The sequence below is a fragment of the Bacillus nakamurai genome (assembly GCF_001584325.1).
In the GTDB taxonomy this organism is placed as follows: Bacteria; Bacillota; Bacilli; order Bacillales; family Bacillaceae; genus Bacillus; species Bacillus nakamurai.
Map to the genome: position 1 here is coordinate 173,540 of NZ_LSAZ01000034.1, position 16,871 is coordinate 190,410.

At 46.0% G+C, this 16,871-nt stretch carries 18 protein-coding genes, 2 tRNA genes and 1 other annotated feature; of the genes, 1 reads left to right on the forward strand and 19 read right to left on the reverse strand.

The window, feature by feature from the left end:
- Window positions 1–185 precede the first annotated feature (185 nt).
- From ddcA to ilvB, 8 genes are all read right to left on the reverse strand, one after another.
- Window positions 186–1,193 carry a DNA damage checkpoint antagonist DdcA gene (gene ddcA / locus AXI59_RS14840; protein WP_061528615.1) on the reverse strand — a complete coding sequence of 336 codons (1,008 nt, stop codon included), beginning with the start codon at window positions 1,191–1,193 and terminating at the stop codon, window positions 186–188.
- A gap of 119 nt (window positions 1,194–1,312) precedes the next feature.
- Window positions 1,313–1,912: a 3-isopropylmalate dehydratase small subunit gene (leuD, locus tag AXI59_RS14845; RefSeq protein WP_061523011.1), complete on the reverse strand. Its 600-nt coding sequence runs from the start codon at window positions 1,910–1,912 to the stop codon at window positions 1,313–1,315.
- Between the two features lie 15 nt (window positions 1,913–1,927).
- Entirely contained in the window at window positions 1,928–3,346 is a 1,419-nt protein-coding gene (gene leuC / locus AXI59_RS14850) for a 3-isopropylmalate dehydratase large subunit (protein WP_061523012.1), read from the reverse strand.
- 50 nt (window positions 3,347–3,396) lie between these two features.
- A complete protein-coding gene (leuB, locus tag AXI59_RS14855) occupies window positions 3,397–4,494 on the reverse strand; it encodes a 3-isopropylmalate dehydrogenase (protein ID WP_061528603.1) in 1,098 nt (365 codons plus the stop codon).
- Window positions 4,495–4,514: 20 nt separating this feature from the next.
- A complete protein-coding gene (locus AXI59_RS14860; protein WP_061528604.1) occupies window positions 4,515–6,071 on the reverse strand; it encodes a 2-isopropylmalate synthase in 1,557 nt (518 codons plus the stop codon).
- A complete protein-coding gene (gene ilvC / locus AXI59_RS14865) occupies window positions 6,058–7,086 on the reverse strand; it encodes a ketol-acid reductoisomerase (RefSeq protein WP_061523015.1) in 1,029 nt (342 codons plus the stop codon). Before ilvC ends, AXI59_RS14860 begins: the two co-directional genes overlap by 14 nt.
- A 22-nt stretch (window positions 7,087–7,108) precedes the next feature.
- On the reverse strand, window positions 7,109–7,627 hold the full coding sequence (ilvN, locus tag AXI59_RS14870) for an acetolactate synthase small subunit (protein ID WP_003152598.1): 519 nt from the start codon (window positions 7,625–7,627) through the stop codon (window positions 7,109–7,111).
- Window positions 7,624–9,345 (reverse strand): acetolactate synthase large subunit, encoded by a 1,722-nt coding sequence (gene ilvB / locus AXI59_RS14875; protein WP_061528605.1) that lies wholly within the window; start codon window positions 9,343–9,345, stop codon window positions 7,624–7,626. The genes ilvN and ilvB overlap by 4 nt, the downstream gene beginning before the upstream one ends.
- A gap of 110 nt (window positions 9,346–9,455) precedes the next feature.
- Window positions 9,456–9,708, reverse strand: a binding site (T-box leader).
- A gap of 416 nt (window positions 9,709–10,124) precedes the next feature.
- Between ilvB and AXI59_RS14880 the strand changes: the two genes are divergently transcribed.
- Window positions 10,125–10,478, forward strand: coding sequence for a hypothetical protein (locus tag AXI59_RS14880; RefSeq protein WP_061523017.1), 354 nt, complete (start codon window positions 10,125–10,127; stop codon window positions 10,476–10,478).
- Window positions 10,479–10,524: 46 nt separating this feature from the next.
- Here the strand turns inward: AXI59_RS14880 and AXI59_RS14885 are convergent, their stop codons facing one another.
- From AXI59_RS14885 to AXI59_RS14935, 11 genes are all read right to left on the reverse strand, one after another.
- On the reverse strand, window positions 10,525–10,710 hold the full coding sequence (locus AXI59_RS14885) for a hypothetical protein (protein ID WP_061523018.1): 186 nt from the start codon (window positions 10,708–10,710) through the stop codon (window positions 10,525–10,527).
- A 331-nt stretch (window positions 10,711–11,041) separates the two neighbouring features.
- Window positions 11,042–11,115, reverse strand: a tRNA-Arg gene (locus AXI59_RS14890).
- 134 nt (window positions 11,116–11,249) lie between these two features.
- A tRNA-Arg gene (locus tag AXI59_RS14895) sits at window positions 11,250–11,323 on the reverse strand.
- A gap of 114 nt (window positions 11,324–11,437) precedes the next feature.
- Window positions 11,438–11,947 (reverse strand): YfcE family phosphodiesterase, encoded by a 510-nt coding sequence (locus AXI59_RS14900; protein WP_061528606.1) that lies wholly within the window; start codon window positions 11,945–11,947, stop codon window positions 11,438–11,440.
- Between the two features lie 17 nt (window positions 11,948–11,964).
- Window positions 11,965–12,561 (reverse strand): XTP/dITP diphosphatase, encoded by a 597-nt coding sequence (locus tag AXI59_RS14905; protein ID WP_156476295.1) that lies wholly within the window; start codon window positions 12,559–12,561, stop codon window positions 11,965–11,967.
- Window positions 12,562–12,573: 12 nt separating this feature from the next.
- Window positions 12,574–13,311: a ribonuclease PH gene (rph, locus tag AXI59_RS14910; RefSeq protein WP_061523020.1), complete on the reverse strand. Its 738-nt coding sequence runs from the start codon at window positions 13,309–13,311 to the stop codon at window positions 12,574–12,576.
- A 110-nt stretch (window positions 13,312–13,421) separates the two neighbouring features.
- Window positions 13,422–14,507, reverse strand: coding sequence for a GerMN domain-containing protein (locus tag AXI59_RS14915; protein WP_061528607.1), 1,086 nt, complete (start codon window positions 14,505–14,507; stop codon window positions 13,422–13,424).
- Between the two features lie 115 nt (window positions 14,508–14,622).
- Window positions 14,623–15,441 carry a glutamate racemase gene (racE, locus tag AXI59_RS14920; protein WP_156476296.1) on the reverse strand — a complete coding sequence of 273 codons (819 nt, stop codon included), beginning with the start codon at window positions 15,439–15,441 and terminating at the stop codon, window positions 14,623–14,625.
- 7 nt (window positions 15,442–15,448) lie between these two features.
- The gene (locus tag AXI59_RS14925) at window positions 15,449–15,889 is read right to left on the reverse strand and encodes a MarR family winged helix-turn-helix transcriptional regulator (protein ID WP_061523023.1); all 441 of its coding nucleotides are present in this window, start codon (window positions 15,887–15,889) and stop codon (window positions 15,449–15,451) included.
- A 178-nt stretch (window positions 15,890–16,067) separates the two neighbouring features.
- Complete coding sequence (gene gerE / locus AXI59_RS14930) at window positions 16,068–16,292, reverse strand: spore germination transcription factor GerE (protein ID WP_003184172.1); 225 nt, start codon at window positions 16,290–16,292, stop codon at window positions 16,068–16,070.
- Window positions 16,293–16,411: 119 nt separating this feature from the next.
- Window positions 16,412–16,849 carry an acyl-CoA thioesterase gene (locus tag AXI59_RS14935; protein WP_061528609.1) on the reverse strand — a complete coding sequence of 146 codons (438 nt, stop codon included), beginning with the start codon at window positions 16,847–16,849 and terminating at the stop codon, window positions 16,412–16,414.
- Between the last annotated feature and the right edge of the window lie 22 nt (window positions 16,850–16,871).

Below are 16,871 nucleotides of genomic sequence, written 5' to 3' on the forward strand. Positions count from 1 at the left end.
CATTCTAAAGCAATCCGCGGCTTTGTCAAAGAAAAAACCGCTTTGATCAGAATCATTATGTATACATTTTATAATGAACTGGCAGCCTGTCCAACCGTATTTCTCATTTCAGTTAAACCGCTATACATAAATACAACCACTATATTATAACATAACGCCTATCGCTTTCAACTATATGGCGTGATTTACAAATAAGAAATTTCTTCAATATCTTTAATCATCGTGCAGGCTTCCTCCAGTTCGCGGCTGTTAAACTCGTACATCATATGGAGTTCTTCCATCTCAATGTCAATCCCGTGCATCTCATAACCTACCTTATGGAGGGCGGCCGCCCATAAATCAGCGTTCAGCAGCTTAGGCTGAAAAGGGTGAAGCACATACAAATGCCTTCTCCACAGCTCTTCAACGGCGGCAAATAATGTGGGATTTTCATTGCCGAGGGTCTCATCAAGCACACGAAGGACACGGTGTAAAATCGGGGCGGCATCAGGCTGAACCGTCTCACTCGGTATGGCGGTCATCGAATCGCCGAACTTCGTGATATGAACCGGTTTACTGTAGTCATGCTCCGCCATGAGAGTTAAAATCATTGTTTTAATAAGCGGATGTGCACCCGGATCTTGAAGAATCGTTTTTAACAGGCCCGTATATTTCGCGATATTGCGGTCTTTGAGGGAATGAATCAGGTTCATTTGCTCAGCGGGGCTTTCCATCACTTTTTCCGCATTGAGGACATCCTCATATTCTTCTTCCGCCCATGCCTCATCCTGCTGATCTGGGTCCGTCATTTTCCGGCTGAACTCAAGCAGCCGATAAAATTGTTCCGCGCTTTCGGCTGGCAGCTGGTTTTCTTCCAGCACGGCTTCGATTGTGCTTTTGACTTCTTCATACTTTTTCAGCTGAATTAAGATTGTCATGTATACTTGCAGGACGGTAAAGTAATGGCCGTACCCTTCATTCAGCATCTTTTCACAAACTTGTTTTGCTTCTTCCAATTCCCCAAGCTCCAAAAAACAAATCGCCATTCCTAAATGCACGTCAGATTCTGTATCATCGTGGCTCATCGCCTCTGAAAACAGCTCAAGAGCCTCCTGATACTTTTTATCCTTCATGGCGGCCATTCCTTTATCCACCAAACGTTCCTTCAGACGGGGGAAAGGAATTATTTTTGCTTTTCTTTTGTCATGCGTCATACCTATATTTCCTTTCAGGCGCTTATTTTGTTCAAGTGTATCAACACACGTAACGAAACACAAGAAAGGATGGCGGGTCAGGCAAAAAAAGCCGCCGAACAAATGTCGGACAGCTTTTTTCAGGCTTGAAGCCAAGAGCTCCTTTTTGATTCAAATTGCTGAATGTCATCCTCCAGCAAAAGCGTTAATGAAATTTCGTCATAACCGTTAATGAGCATTTCCTTCCAATGCGGATCTGCGTCAAAAGAAATCTCCCGCCCTCCGCTGTCGCGAATGAGCTGGTTTTCAAGATCGACCGTCATCTCCAGTGACTGATTCTCATACTGGCCTGCGAGTTCTTTCCAGCTTTCATACGGCATACGAATCGGAAGCATACCGTTTTTGAAGCAGTTTTGATGGAATATATCAGCAAATGAAGGCGCGATAATAATTTTGAACCCGTAATCGTCAAGCGCCCAAGGAGCGTGCTCCCGGGAGGAGCCGCAGCCGAAATTCTCTCCGGCAATTAAAATAGAAGCTCCTTCGTATGCTGGCTGGTTTAATTCGAATTCAGGATTAGGCTCGCCGTTTTCAAGGTATCTCCAGTCAAAGAACGCGAAGCGCCCGTATCCGGTTCTTTCAATTCTTTTCAAAAATTGTTTCGGAATAATCTGATCCGTATCGACGTTAATCCGGTTTAGGACGGCCGCTTTTCCTGTATGTGTTTTTAAAGGTTCCATCTTTTAGCGCACTCCTCACACCACTGTTTTTTCTTGATAAAACTTTCTCACATCGACAAAATGTCCGTGAATGGCAGCCATTGCAGCCATAGCCGGACTGACAAGATGTGTTCTCGCGCCTTTTCCTTGTCTGCCTTCAAAGTTGCGGTTAGAGGTGGAGGCGCATCGTTCTCCCTCAGGGACGACATCATTGTTCATGCTCAGACACATGCTGCAGCCGGACTCTCTCCATTCAAAACCCGCATCCAGGAAAACGCGGTGAAGCCCTTCTTCCTCAGCCTGCTGCTTGATGCTTTGAGAGCCGGGTACCACAATGGCTCTGACGCTTTCAGCGACTTTCTGCCCTTTGATCATTTCCGCAGCCTGGCGAAGGTCTGTCATACGCGAATTGGTACAGGAGCCGATAAAAACGTGCTCGACTTTAATGTCTTCAATTTTTTGATTCGGTTCAATCCCCATGTATTCGTACGCGCGGATGGCCTCTTTTTGATCATCTTCTGACTGAATGCTGTCAGTGGCCGGTATTTTGGCATCGACAGGGAGAACCATGCCGGGGTTAATGCCCCACGTAACCATCGGAGAAATCTCGCTGCCGTCCAAAACGATGGAATGATCATAAACGGCTCCCGGATCAGTTCTTAAAGCTTTCCATTCTGCCGCTGCTTTTTCAAACTCTTCGCCTTTTGGCGTGTATTTTCGGTTTTTACAATATTCGATCGTCGTATCATCAGGAGCAATCAATCCCGCTCTTGCACCCGCTTCAATTGACATGTTGCAGACCGTCATGCGTTCATCCATTGACATGTTTTTGAATACTTCCCCGGTGTATTCAATGACATATCCCGTACCGAATCTCACCCCGTATTTACCGATAACGGACAAAATAACGTCCTTTGCGGTCACTCCTTTTTGAAGCGTTCCGTCAACACGGACTTCAAGTGTTTTCGGCCGCTGCTGCCAAAGTGTCTGCGTAGAAAGGACATGCTCAACTTCACTTGTGCCAATACCGAATGCGAGCGCGCCGAATGCACCGTGAGTCGATGTATGGCTGTCTCCGCAAACGATCGTTTTTCCGGGAAGAGTCAGACCAAGCTCAGGCCCGACAACGTGGACGATTCCCTGATCCGCACTATGCAGATCCGCAAGGCGGACGCCGAACTCCTCACAATTTCGTTCTAGTGCCGTCACTTGGCGTTTTGCGACTTCATCCTTGATGTCAAACCGGTTGACCGTCGGAATGTTGTGGTCCATCGTCGCAAACGTATTTTGCGGCCGTCTGACCTTTCTCCTTTTTTGCCTTAATCCTTCAAATGCCTGAGGAGACGTCACCTCATGAATTAAGTGCAGATCAATATAGAGCAGATCGGGTTTTCCATCACCGCTTTTTACTACATGCCGATCCCAAATCTTTTCGATGATTGTTCGAGGCATCATCTTTATTTCCTCCCTTTACCTATGAACTAAGACCGCTTTCCTTAAAGCTGTCACACTATCGATTTTGTATTCGCGCAGGCTAATGCTGCTTTTACTCCTTCAGTGATTTCACGAGTGCCGGAATATTCAGCGCCTCTTGCTATATCTCGTGTCCGCTTGCCGTCTGCAAGCACCTTGCCGACCGCCTGCTCCACAGCCCGGGCTTCATCTTCAAGGCCGAAAGATGTTCTCAAAAGCATCGCCGCCGATAAAATCGCCGCAAACGGATTGGCCATTCCTTTACCCGCAATATCAGGCGCCGAGCCATGCACGGGTTCAAACAAGTGAAGGCCTGAGCTTGATAAGCTGGCTGACGGCAGCATGCCGAGCGAGCCTGTAAGCATGGATGCTTCATCGCTCAAAATATCACCGAACATATTCTCAGTCACAATCACATCAAACTGATTCGGGGCATAGATCAGCTGCATCGCGGCATTATCAACAAGCATATGTTCAAGCGCCACATCCGGAAATTCTTTCGCGATCTCATTTGCTGTTTCGCGCCACAGCCTGCTTGATGAAAGCACGTTCGCTTTATCGACTGACGTCACCTTTCCTTTTCTTCCGGCTGCCATTTTAAAAGCCTCTCTGACGACGCGTTCGATTTCTTCCTTTTTATAAAAAAGTGTATCGACTGCTTCCTGCTCTCCCTCTTCATTGACATACTGTCTGCTCGGCTGTCCGAAATAAAGGCCGCCCGTCAGTTCGCGGACGATCACAAAATCGACGCCGTTAATGTATTCTTTTTTCAATGGAGATGCTTCAGAAAGGCTTTCAAATACCGTCACGGGACGCAGATTCGCAAACAAGCCGAGTTTTTTTCTGATGCCGAGCAGCCCTTTTTCAGGTCTGAGCTCAGGAGGATTTTGGTCCCATTTCGGCCCGCCGACCGCGCCGAGTAAGATCGCGTCAGATTTTTCACAAAGGGCAACCGTTTCCTCAGGGAGCGGGTTTTGATGTGCGTCAATCGCCGCTCCTCCAATCAGCCCGTTTTCAAATTCAAATTCATGTCCGAATTGTTCGGCAACACTTTTCAGCACATCTGCGGCTGATTCCGCCACTTCCGGTCCGATCCCGTCACCGGGAAGCAAAGCTATCCGTTTCTTCAAATGAACCGTTCTCCTTTCTATTACGAGCCGACCGCAGTCTGTCTCTTTAATCCGTCTATATTACAGTCAAAAACCAATTGCCGGTTAACAGCATTCAGATAGGCTTTCGCAGAGGCTTCCAGCACGTCATGCGCAATACCCCGCCCTGACGATTCCTTTCCGTTTACGGTAACTCTCACGTATACTTGAGCTAACGCGTCTTCGCCTTTTCGGTTAGATTGAATGCGGTAGTCCATAAGCTCAATATCTTTATCGATGCAGCGGCCGAGCGTATTATAAACGGCTTCTACACTTCCGGCTCCCGTTGCAGCCTCTTGGATCAGCTTTTCATTTTCCTGATTTTTCAGAGAAACAGTGGCTGTCGGCACCTGTGAAGTGCCGTAATGCACTTGCAGAGACAAAAATTCATAGCCGACCTTTTTGTCTGTCACTTTTTCTTTTAAAATAAGAGAAACAAGATCATCATCAGTGATTTCTTTTTTCTTCTCAGTCAACTCTTTAAACATCGTAAAGAATTTGTTGATTTCTTCGGCATCAAACTGGAATCCCAGTGTGTTCAGGCGGTCTTTGAACGCATGGCGGCCGGAATGTTTGCCGAGTATAAGCGCATCTGCAGTTACGCCGACAAGCTCGGGTGAGATAATTTCGTATGTTGATTTTTCTTTCAGGAAGCCGTCCTGGTGAATACCTGATTCATGCGCAAAGGCATTATCTCCGACGATTGCTTTATTGCGGGGAACAGCCATACCCGTCAGTTTGCTGACAAGATCACTCGTCCGCTTCAATTCTTGAAGCGTGAGGGATGAATCAGCCTGATAGGCATCATTTCTGACATGAAGCGTCACGGCAATTTCTTCAAGCGCCGCGTTTCCGGCTCTTTCACCGATTCCGTTTATAGCGCATTCAATTTGGCCGGCTCCGTTTTCAATCGCAGCCAATGAATTAGCCACCGCCATCCCGAGATCGTTGTGGCAATGGGCTGACAGCTTTACCTGATTGATATTCGGAACGTTTTCCTTCATATACTTAAAGATGTTTCCGTATTCCGCAGGTGTCAGATATCCGACAGTGTCCGGCAGATTGATTACGCTTGCGCCGGCATCAATGACTTTTTCTACTATTTCCGCCAAGAAAGAAAGCTCAGTCCGGCAGGCGTCTTCTGCCGACCATTGAACAATCGGGAAGCGTTCTTTCGCATACTTCACCATCTCAACCGCTTTTTCCGCAACCTCTTCTCGCGTCATCTTTAATTTATGTTTCAGATGGATGTCAGAGGTTGCGATAAAGACGTGAATCCGCGGGCTGACACCGTCTTTCAGCGCTTCCCAGGCTGCGTCGATATCACCTTTCACAGAGCGGGCAAGACCTGTTACGGAACAATTTTTTATCGTTCTTGCGATTTCCTGTACGGCTAAAAAATCTCCCCGGGATGAAGCGGGAAATCCCGCTTCAATAATATCCACCCCGAGTCTTTCAAGCTGCTTGGCTATGGTCAGCTTTTCCCGGGCATTCAGGTTAACCCCGGGAGACTGTTCACCGTCACGAAGCGTCGTGTCGAAAACATTAATTTTGCGCAACGGAGACCACCGCTTCCTTCTTTTTGCCTTGTTTGACAAACGGCATCATTTCACGAAGTTTTTTGCCGACCGCTTCGATTTGATGTTCATTTTCACTTGTGTTGATCGCGTTGAAACGCGGGCGGTTCACTTGATTTTCTACGATCCATTCTTTTGCGAATGTGCCGTTTTGAATGTCAGTTAATACTTGTTTCATAGATTCTTTTACCTTCGCATCGACTACGCGCGGGCCTGATACGAAATCTCCCCACTGAGCCGTATCAGAGATTGAGTATCTCATGCCTGCCAATCCTTCTTCGTACATCAAGTCTACGATTAATTTCAGTTCGTGCAGACACTCAAAGTATGCGAGTTCCGGCTGATAGCCGGCTTCTGTCAACGTTTCAAAACCTGCTTTGACAAGTGACGTTAACCCTCCGCAAAGAACGGCCTGCTCACCGAATAGATCTGTTTCAGTTTCTTCTTTAAAAGTTGTTTCTAAAACGCCTGCGCGAGCTCCGCCGATTCCTTTCGCATATGCAAGAGCCGTATCTTTCGCTTCTCCGGATACATCTTGATAGATCGCAAACAATGCCGGCACCCCTGCGCCTTGCTCGTACGTTCTTCTGACAAGATGCCCCGGTCCTTTAGGCGCTACCAGGAATACGTCTACGTCGGCAGGAGGTACGATCTGATGGAAATGAACGTTAAATCCATGCGCGAATACCAATGATTTACCGGCAGTGAGTTCATCTTTAATTTCTGCTTCATATACTTTTTGCTGCTGTTCGTCAGGAAGAAGAACCATAATGATGTCTGCTTGTGCAGCCGCTTCTCTCACTGAGAATACTTTGTGTCCGTCTTCTTGGGCCTGTGTAAAAGATTTACCTTGTCTGACGCCGACAACTACGTCAATTCCGCTTTCTTTTAAGTTCAGCGCATGTGCATGCCCTTGTGAACCGTAACCGATAATCGCTACTTTTTTGCCTGCCAATACGTTCTCTTTGATATCACCGTTATAATATACTTTTACCATTTTAATCTCTCCCTTGTTTGTGTTATACAATTGAAATTGTTTTATTGGATGACGCCTTTTGCTGGGTTCCCCTCGCAAAAGCCGTTGTGCCTGTTCTCGCGATTTCTTTAATGCCATAAGGTTTAAGGAGCTCAATGAGCGCTTCAATTTTATTAGATTCGCCGGTGACCTGTACGACGATGCTGTCTCTTGAAACATCAACGACGGAGGCTCTGAACGGTTCAATGATTCCATTGATTTCCGTTCTTGCCGACGGGGCTGAAACGACTTTAATAAGAGCCAGTTCACGCTGTACGATAGATTGGTTTGTAATATCAGTCACTTTCAGCACATCAATTTGTTTGTTCAGCTGCTTTGTCAGCTGTTCAACGTCATTTTCGCCTTCCACATGGACGACAAATGTAATCCTTGAAACACCGCTGGTTTCTGTGTGGCCGACAGTGATGCTTTCGATATTATAGTGTCTTTTCGTAAACAGGCCGGTGATCCGGTTTAATACCCCGGAGCGGTTTACCACCGTTAATGTAATAATGCGTTTCAAGGTTTCACCCCCACCATTTCATGAAGTCCTTTGCCGGGCGCGATCATCGGAAATACCTTTTCCTCTCTTGCGACGCGAACGTCAATGACGACCGGCTCTTTTGATGTTAACGCTTCTTGCAGCTGTTCTTTCGCTTCCTCTTCCGTTGAAATTCTGATGCCTTTAATGCCATAGGCTTCTGACAATTTCACAAAGTCAGGCTGCGCCGAGAATTTTGATTCAGAATAGCGCTCTTCGTAAAAAATTTCCTGCCACTGCCTTACCATGCCCAGACATTCGTTGTTTAAGATGATCACTTTCACCGGAAGATTCAGCTGCCTGATGACATCTAATTCCTGCAGGGTCATTTGGAAGCCGCCGTCTCCTAAAACAGCGACAACCGCAGCGTTTCTATCGGCCAGCTGTGCTCCTATGGCTGCCGGCAGACCGAAGCCCATCGTGCCGAGGCCTCCTGATGTGATCCACCTATCCGCCTTTTGGAAAGGATAAAATTGAGCGGCCCACATTTGGTGCTGGCCGACGTCTGTCACTACAATCGCCTCACCGTTTGTGAATTGGTGAATATACTCAATCAGTTTTTGGGGTTTAAAGCCCTCTTCTCTGTTCTCTGTATACCAAAGCGGATACTCTTCCTTCCACTTCGCCAGCTGCCGCTTCCATTCATCCGACTGCCCTGGTTTTCCGTTTTGCTTCATTAATTCCTGAAGAACGATTTTACTGTCACCGACGACCGGAATTTGCGTTTCGATAATTTTCCCGATTTCTGCCGGATCAATATCGATATGAGCCACTTTGGCAGATTTTGCGAAATGCTTCAGATTTCCGGTAACACGATCGTCAAAGCGTGCGCCGATGCTGATGAGAAGATCACAGTGATAAAGCGCCATATTGGCAGTATATGTGCCGTGCATTCCCGCCATTCCCAAAAAGAGCGGATGGTCGGCAGGGAAGCCGCCAAGACCGAGAAGTGTATGCGCTACAGGGATTTGCTGCTGCTCGGCATAATTTTTTAAATATTCTGAAGCTTTACCGTGCAAAACGCCCGCACCGGCTAAAATAACCGGTTTTTTCGCACTGCTTACAGCCTCTACGAGCTTACGGATCTGCAGGTAGTTAGGCTCTTTTACCGGCTGATAGCCCGGCAGATTCACCTCGTGATCATATCTGAATTCACCTTCAAAGGATGCTACATCCTTTGGAATATCTATTAATACAGGACCCGGTCTGCCCGTCGTCGCTATATGAAAGGCCTCTTTTATGATTCGCGGAATATCTTCCGGATGGCGAACCTGATAGCTATGCTTTGTAATCGGCATTGTAATCCCTAAAATATCAGCTTCCTGAAAGGCGTCACTGCCGATCACCGAAGTGGCCACCTGCCCGGTAAATACAACGAGCGGCAAAGAATCAATCATCGCGTCCGCAAGCCCCGTCACTAAGTTTGTCGCGCCAGGCCCCGAAGTGGCGATTACGACTCCGGGTTTGCCCGATACCCTCGCATAGCCTTCAGCCGCATGAATCGCGCCTTGCTCGTGGCGGGGAAGAATGTGGACCATTCCTGAGTGATACAGCTTATCGTAAATCGGAAGAACGGCTCCTCCGGGATAGCCGAAAATCATCTCGACATTTTCTTTCTTTAATGACTCAATCAGCATTAATGCCCCGTTCATTGTCTTTGTACATTCGGCAGACGCATCCGCCTGTACATTTGTTCCCATTTCATTTCCTCCTTTTCTATGTCTAAAAATGAATTCATAACGCCTCGTCAGCTGTCGCAAACAAAAAAGCCTTCTCACCCACATTCAGCCAAGCATTTTATGCGATAGCCAAAAGGGGCGAAAAGGCTTTACTTTCCGCGGTACCACCCTTGTTTACGGTCTTTTACCGACCGTCTCATGGATAATTTCTATCCGTTTTGATAACGAGTAAACATGACAGTTCACTCGGCCGAGTCCTACTCTTTACATTTCAGACCGGCACTCTGAGGCGAGTTCACTTTGAGTTGTTTTGCCGGTTCTCAGCGTTCCCGGCTCTCTGTGAAAAACTTCAGCAAAGCTACTTATCCTCATCTGCGCTTTTTATTATTGCAGCTCTCTTCACTCGAAAAGGCCCTTGTTTTTTCAGTGTTTTATGAGTTTTCTTTTTAGCGTGAATCATTTGTTTATTTTTGTTTGAACTCATATTACGCCCGTTTGAATGCAGTGTCAACATCATTTTTATAATTATTAGACAATTTAGATTAATCAATCTATTTTGTATACGCTTTCATTGTTGATTTAAAAGGATCTGTAACTGTTAAAAGTTTTTATAATTTTTTTGTTAATCTCCTAAGATTACACGAAAGCTTTCCGCCTTCATACGAACATGTCACATTTTATTACATATTTTTCTCAAAGCCTGCTGTACGGCTTGTAAGATCATCCGTTCGAATGATACAGGCTCTTTACAGAGATATAAGCATACACTGTTCTTATCTTGTGAAGAAATGAGTGATGTAATGAATAAGATGTTATCAGGCATGCAAGGCCTGCCTCCCGGATTTCCGCCTTTACCGGTCCTGCCGCCCCAGGCTTATTATCCCTCAGCACCGACGCAGACATATCCTTATTCTCCTTACCAGTATGGAGGATACCCCGCATACGGCTATGGGCATCAGCCGCTGCAAAGCACACCGGGATACGGATACAGCACACAGCAATACGCCCCTTACCCGGCTTTGAGTGATATTGCGGGAACCGTCGGCAGCGTCGGGCATCCCGGCATATCTGCGGGAGGTTTTAGCGGCGCACATGCTGCGGGCTTCAGCGGTGCACATACCGGGGGCTTCAGCGCCCCGGGCGGATTCAGATAACGGATACCGGCCGAATAAGGCCGGTTTTTATATCTCTGTCCGGTGTTTACAATGTATATCTGTCATTCCATCGATTGACTTCCTGCTCCATATAATAGTCATCTCTCGAAACTTCTATAATGCTTAAATGGCATTGAGTGATTAAAAATTGTTTAAGTTCTTCAAACAGCTCTTCTTTTCCGCAAAAAATCGTTTCTATATTGTTATCTTTATATGCAAATGCGTACTTCAACCGTATATTCCTCCCGCGTCTTTCTATCATATGAATAATAGAAATACATAATTCTATCACCTAAGGCCGCCTTAAGGTCATTTTACATATATTTATTACGGTAAATATTTAATTAAGTTTCATATATTCAAAAAATATTTTACATTTGTTGCATTAAATACGAATCATTTGTTTCATATTTTTTAAAATAAACGAATTAAAAAGTATTCAACACAAAAAAACTTTTAATGATTTATGAGAAAAACATTAAAAAGCAGTAATTTCATTTTAATTAGACCGGACCAACACAAAAAACCTCAAACCCAGTCATAGGTTTGAGGTTTTTCTCATACGTCCCAGGAGAGATTCGAACTCCCGACCGACGGCTTAGAAGGCCGTTGCTCTATCCAGCTGAGCTACTGGGACATGAAAATAATACAATTCCGTTACTCATTTTAGCATGATTTTAACGAAGTTACAACATATAAAAAGAAAGGTTAATCGATAAAAAGGCCAGCGCTATCAGTTTTCACTCTGATTTCACCAGCTCTTTTTTCGTACGTCCCAGGAGAGATTCGAACTCCCGACCGACGGCTTAGAAGGCCGTTGCTCTATCCAGCTGAGCTACTGGGACAGCTTTTACTTTATGTATCAGCGACAAGATTTATTATATACAGGTTCAAAAGATAAGTCAATGATTTTTAGAAACTTTTTCATGAGGAAGAAATGATTCTTCCTCATGATCACATTAAAAGCTGATTTTATTTTCCAAGCTGCTGATTTCCTGTCCTGTTTCATCATAAAAGGTTACGATCGCTTCATCATTTGCCAAGGTAAGAATGGCATAGCTCTTGACATTTCGCACTCTCGGCAGGCGGATGCTGCCCGGGTTGATCAAAAGCTTGCCGCGCAGCATTTCACTGCCGGCGATGTGTGAATGGCCGAAGCAGACGATATCCGCTCCCAGCTCTTCCGCCCGGTAGAAAACAGTTAAAAGAGACTGTTTAATGCCGTGAAGATGTCCGTGAACAACGAGGATTTTTCTTGAGCCTGCGGATAGAAGGAGCTCGTCCTTAAACCCGCCGCCAATATCACAATTTCCCTTTACTGTGTTATACGGTTTGAGCGCCGGATGTGCGGCACGGAGCTCTGAATCACCGCAATGAATCATAAGGTCAACATCAGCCTCATGCCGCTTGGCAATTGCGCTCAGCTCGTCCTCTAGCCCGTGGCTGTCGCTTATGATCAAGACTTTCATAGCAAAACGTCCCCCTCTTACGCATCCAGCAGTTTTGACAGTTTTTTGAGCGCGTCAGCTCTGTGGCTGATTTTGTTTTTTTCGGCGCTTGTCAGCTGAGCCATCGTTTTATCTTTATCCTTTACAATAAAGATGGGATCATAGCCAAAACCGTTGTTTCCGGCAGGCTCTTTTGCGATATACCCTTCAACATGCCCTTCGACCGTTTTTGTTTCCTGTCCCGGTCTGCTGACGGCAAGCGCGCAGCGGAAACGGGCGGTGCGCTGCTCTTTTTCTATGCCTTTTAATTCCGAAAGCACCTTTTCTATATTTGCCGTGTCGTCTTTTGATTCCCCGGCATAACGGGCGGAGTATACACCCGGTCTGCCGCCCAGATTGTCTACCGATAAACCTGAGTCATCTGCAATGACCATTTTGTTTACGGCTTTGGCGACGGCCTCTGCTTTTAAAATGGCGTTTTCTTCAAAGGTTTGTCCGGTTTCTTCTATGTCTTCCGTAAATCCGATCTCCGCCAATGAGTAGACGCTGTAGCCTTTCGGTTCCAGAATTTCTTTAAATTCTTTTACTTTTCCAGGATTGTGTGTCGCAATAATTGCTTCTTTCACGCTGATCAAGCCTTTCTATCGTTATTTCAGTTCAGGCAGTGAATCTCCCAGCACTTCTTTTTGCTTTTGAATGAGTGTTTGGATTCCTTCTTCCGCAAGGCTTAAAAGCCCGTTTAAATCCTCGCGTGAGAAGGTGGCTTCTTCTCCCGTTCCCTGAAGCTCCACAAAACGGCCGCTTCCCGTCATAATGATATTCATGTCAACTTCGGCCGCAGAGTCTTCTTCATAATTTAAGTCCAAAAGAAGCCCCTGCTCTTTATCTATTCCGACAGATATGGCCGCAAGATAATCTGTCACCGGAGACGTTTTGATGACGCCGGTTTTTACGAGTTTGCCGATAGCAATGGCCATTGCCAGAAATGCGCCGGTAATGGAGGCGGTTCTTGTGCCGCCGTCAGCTTGAATGACGTCGCAGTCAATCCAGATCGTCCGTTCGCCGAGCTTCTCCAAATCAACAACAGCCCGAAGCGCACGCCCGATCAGACGCTGAATTTCCATCGTTCTGCCTGACACTTTTCCTTTTGAGGATTCTCTTATCGTTCTTTGATTTGTTGCGCGCGGGAGCATGCTGTATTCTGCTGTAATCCAGCCTTTTCCCCCTCCCCGTAAAAATGGCGGCACCCGGTCCTCCACTGATGCATTACAGATGACCTTCGTATTCCCCGCCGTAATTAAAACAGAGCCTTCCGGGTGAGTGATAAAATCCAAATCAAATGTGATGGGGCGCAGCTCATCGTGCTGTCTTCCGTCGTGTCTCATATTTTACCTCCGATTATATGTACATAAACCTTTTTGTTCCGGATGATGAATAAAGAAAGAGGCAGCCGGAACGCTAACCTCTTTTTTACTAGTATATCAAAAATCCCAAATTAAAAACTACCCGTATTCACTTGCGACGGTCTCGAAACAGGTTTTGAAAGGGATTCTCCTTTTTCATTCACAAGTTCTGATTTTCCGTTTACTTTTATAGAAACACTTTTTACCGACGGCTGCTCCGTTAATGTCAGTACAATGCTGTCCAGCACGCCTGAGGACACCATTTTTGTTTTTTCATCTGCGCTTCCGTAAATTGAGCTGTTAAAATCCAATGTGACCTGGCCGTCTTTTACTTTCGGCTTGCTGAGCAGCTTGACATCATTATTGAAATCAGTCAGCAGCCCGCTTGCTTTGCCCGGCCCGTTTGCCAGTTGTTCTATGGCTGCGGTGATGTCAGTTGTTTCCGAATTCTCAATCCGCTTTGTGACAGGCACGTAATACTCGCTGTTCTCTGTTTCCGCCAAGTAATAGACAGTAAGAGGATGCGTATCCGTCAGATCGTTAACACCGGCCGTTTCAATATTAATCCCGTCTTTTCTGCTTAAATCGCCTGTAATCGGGGTGCCGCCCACAGGCATTTCTTTCAGCTCGTGTCCGTTGATCCTGAGCTGGACTTTGTCTATTGAGCTGAATTGAGTGAGCGTCCATGTAACGGATTGAAGAATTTTTTGCTCATCTTCTTTTTTATAGTTTTTAAATTCTTTAGAGAAATCGGCGACTGCGGTGCCGTCTTTTTTAATGTCAACGTTAACCGTCGTATCGGCGGGAAGCACGGCTCTGAAGCCATTCGGGAGAATTTCCGATACAGGTCCGCCCTGCACCAGATACTCAAGCGCCTGCTTCGCGCTTCCTTCGCTATTCGGAAGAGGCAGCGTCTGTGCCGCGACGTAGCCGTTTTTATCAATCAAATACAGCTCTCTCATCACCGTATTCGCTGGCTGCTCGGCTTTAGAGGTGCTGTTTTTTTCTAATTGCTTCGTTTTTGCCTGAATACCCGCTTCATCCTTTACGTATGAAACATCTTGAGGCGGATCAATCTCCCCGGCTGTTTTATCGGGTTGAAACAAGCCGCATCCTGATAAAACAAAAGCCGAAGTAAGACATGTTGCAGCAACGACTGCAGGTCCTTTTTTCAGCATACTTTTCCCTCCTAAGGCTGTTTGTACTATGATGTATACGAGTCCCTTTCAGGAAATAGACCGAGATTTTCCGGGAAGCGCAAAAAAACCCGCTTTTTACGGCGGGTTTTGTGATTTATTTTCTGACCGGCTTTTGGAGAGAAATGCACTTGACATGACCGATTTCATGGCCGAACCAGTCTTCAGCAATTTTCGCGAATCGGTTTCGCTCTCCCGTTGTGAGAAATTGATGCTCCGGCATATTTTCCGATTGGTTTAACAAGCCTTTATATGAAAGAATGGTGCTGACTTCCCTCGCTGTTTCGTCACCGGAGGAAATGATCTTCACATGCTCTCCCATATAGCTTTGGATCGGCTCTTTCAAAATCGGATAATGCGTGCACCCCAAAATCAAGGTGTCGATCGATGTCCCCTTCAGCGGATACAGCGATGCTTCAACTGCTTCCTCCGCTGTTTCATTAAGAAACCGCCCGCTTTCCACAAACGGCACAAGCAGCGGACAAGCCGTATTTACAACGTGAAGCCCGGCGTTTAATCCGAGCAGCGCCTGTTCATAAGCTCCGCTTTTGATCGTATTTACAGTGCCGATGACGCCGATATGCTGATTTTTCGTCACCTTTATCGCCGTTCTCGCCCCCGGCTGAATCACACCGACAACCGGAATATTCGTTTTTGCCTGAATATCTTCCAATGCGATGGCCGTCGCCGTATTGCAGGCGATCACGAGCATTTTTATGTGATGGTTCTCCAGCAGGTAATTGGTCATTTCCCACGTATATTGAAGCACTTCCCGTTCAGGACGCGGGCCGTATGGGCAGCGTTTCGTGTCTCCCACATAGATGATATTTTCCTTCGGTAGCTGTCTCATGATTTCCTTTGCAACGGTTAACCCGCCAACCCCGGAATCAATGACTCCTATCGGCTGTTCCAACAAAATCGCCTCATTTTCTTTTCATTTCATGCTTCAGTTTCAATAATGATTTTTCGAAAACGGCTATTTCCTCGTCGGAAAATGTTTCGAACATATCCCGCAAATAGGCCTGCCTTTCCAAAATCACTTCTTGAATAATGCGTTCTCCTTCAGCGAGAAGATGAATTCTGACGACACGTCTGTCAGCCGGGTCTTTCACCCGCTCGACAAGCTTATTTTTTTCCATGCGGTCAATCAGATCCGTCGTCGTGCTGCAAGCCAAATACATTTTGCCTGATAATTCGCCTATTGTCATATCCCCCAACTCGTACAGCCATTGAAGGCCCACGAATTGCGGCGGTGTAATTGCATATTGGTTAAGGATTTCTCTTCCTTTTTGTTTAATGATTGCAGCGATATGGCGGAGTGATTTTTCGATATCCGCAACATGCTCTACTGATTTTGATGTCATTTGTCCATCCCTCACTCAAGGATCTTTCTGGGCTTATGTGCTCCGTGTCTATTTTCCTTCTTTTTTTAAGAAAATGCAAGACTGACGGAGAAAAAGGAAGAGTGAGGATCTTATATACGTAATCCGATGCAAAACAAATAACCGGCTCCTTCTCGTAAAGAAGGAAAACCGGCAAGAATCAGAGCTCTAGCTCACCCATTCTAAGAAGCTCGACAACAGCTTGCGAACGCCCTTTCACACCCAATTTCTGCATGGCATTTGAAATGTGATTCCGTACAGTTTTTTCACTGATAAACAGCTCGCTTGCAATCTCCTTTGTTGTCTTGTCTTGAACGAGCAATTCGAATACTTCTCTTTCTCTTTTTGTTAGCAGCGGCTTTGATTGAAATTCTTTCTCCTTCAAGTATTGTAACCCTCCTTGCTAAGGTGAGAGCGAATCTAAACGAATGGGTTTATATAGTCAAGATATCATATGTAAGGAGCGCATTGGAGGTGACGTCTCTAAGAGAAATAGTTATTCGTTCAGGAGAGCAGCATTCCTTTCTCTTCCTCCGTCCAACTGACGGCTTTGCCGCTTTTTTTTGACACTTGGACCATTACGACGGAACCGGTAAAGCATGGCAGACCGTCTTCATTTTCTCCTAGATAATGAAGGGTGACGGACGCATTTCCGGCCGCGCTTGTTTTGACATAGATCCGCAGATTTTCATACGGCATCACTTGACGCATATAATCACATTGCTGGCTAGCGACGACGGTCATCGTTTCCGTATTCTGCGCCGTGATGCCGCGCTGTTTAAAGTATGCAATCCGCGCTTCTTCAAAATAAGTGAAAGGGGTTACATTATTCATGTGGCCAAACATATCCGTTTCCGAAAAACGCACCGAGACTTCGGTAAAAAACGAGAACGATTTTCTCCATTCTTCAAACGGCACATCAATATACTGTGGTTGTTTCATTACCTTCAGCTCCTTATAAAAA

Excerpts from the sequence above, each read along its gene's own strand:
- ddcA (WP_061528615.1), bottom strand. The coding sequence starts at position 1,193 with ATGACGCATGACAAAAGAAAAGCAAAAATAATTCCTTTCCCCCGTCTG.
- leuD (WP_061523011.1), bottom strand. The coding sequence starts at position 1,912 with ATGGAACCTTTAAAAACACATACAGGAAAAGCGGCCGTCCTAAACCGG.
- leuC (WP_061523012.1), bottom strand. The coding sequence starts at position 3,346 with ATGATGCCTCGAACAATCATCGAAAAGATTTGGGATCGGCATGTAGTA.
- ilvC (WP_061523015.1), bottom strand. The coding sequence starts at position 7,086 with ATGGTAAAAGTATATTATAACGGTGATATCAAAGAGAACGTATTGGCA.
- ilvB (WP_061528605.1), bottom strand. The coding sequence starts at position 9,345 with ATGGGAACAAATGTACAGGCGGATGCGTCTGCCGAATGTACAAAGACA.
- AXI59_RS14880 (WP_061523017.1), top strand. The coding sequence starts at position 10,125 with ATGAATAAGATGTTATCAGGCATGCAAGGCCTGCCTCCCGGATTTCCG.
- AXI59_RS14900 (WP_061528606.1), bottom strand. The coding sequence starts at position 11,947 with ATGAAAGTCTTGATCATAAGCGACAGCCACGGGCTAGAGGACGAGCTG.
- rph (WP_061523020.1), bottom strand. The coding sequence starts at position 13,311 with ATGAGACACGACGGAAGACAGCACGATGAGCTGCGCCCCATCACATTT.
- AXI59_RS14915 (WP_061528607.1), bottom strand. The coding sequence starts at position 14,507 with ATGCTGAAAAAAGGACCTGCAGTCGTTGCTGCAACATGTCTTACTTCG.
- AXI59_RS14925 (WP_061523023.1), bottom strand. The coding sequence starts at position 15,889 with ATGACATCAAAATCAGTAGAGCATGTTGCGGATATCGAAAAATCACTC.
- AXI59_RS14935 (WP_061528609.1), bottom strand. The coding sequence starts at position 16,849 with ATGAAACAACCACAGTATATTGATGTGCCGTTTGAAGAATGGAGAAAA.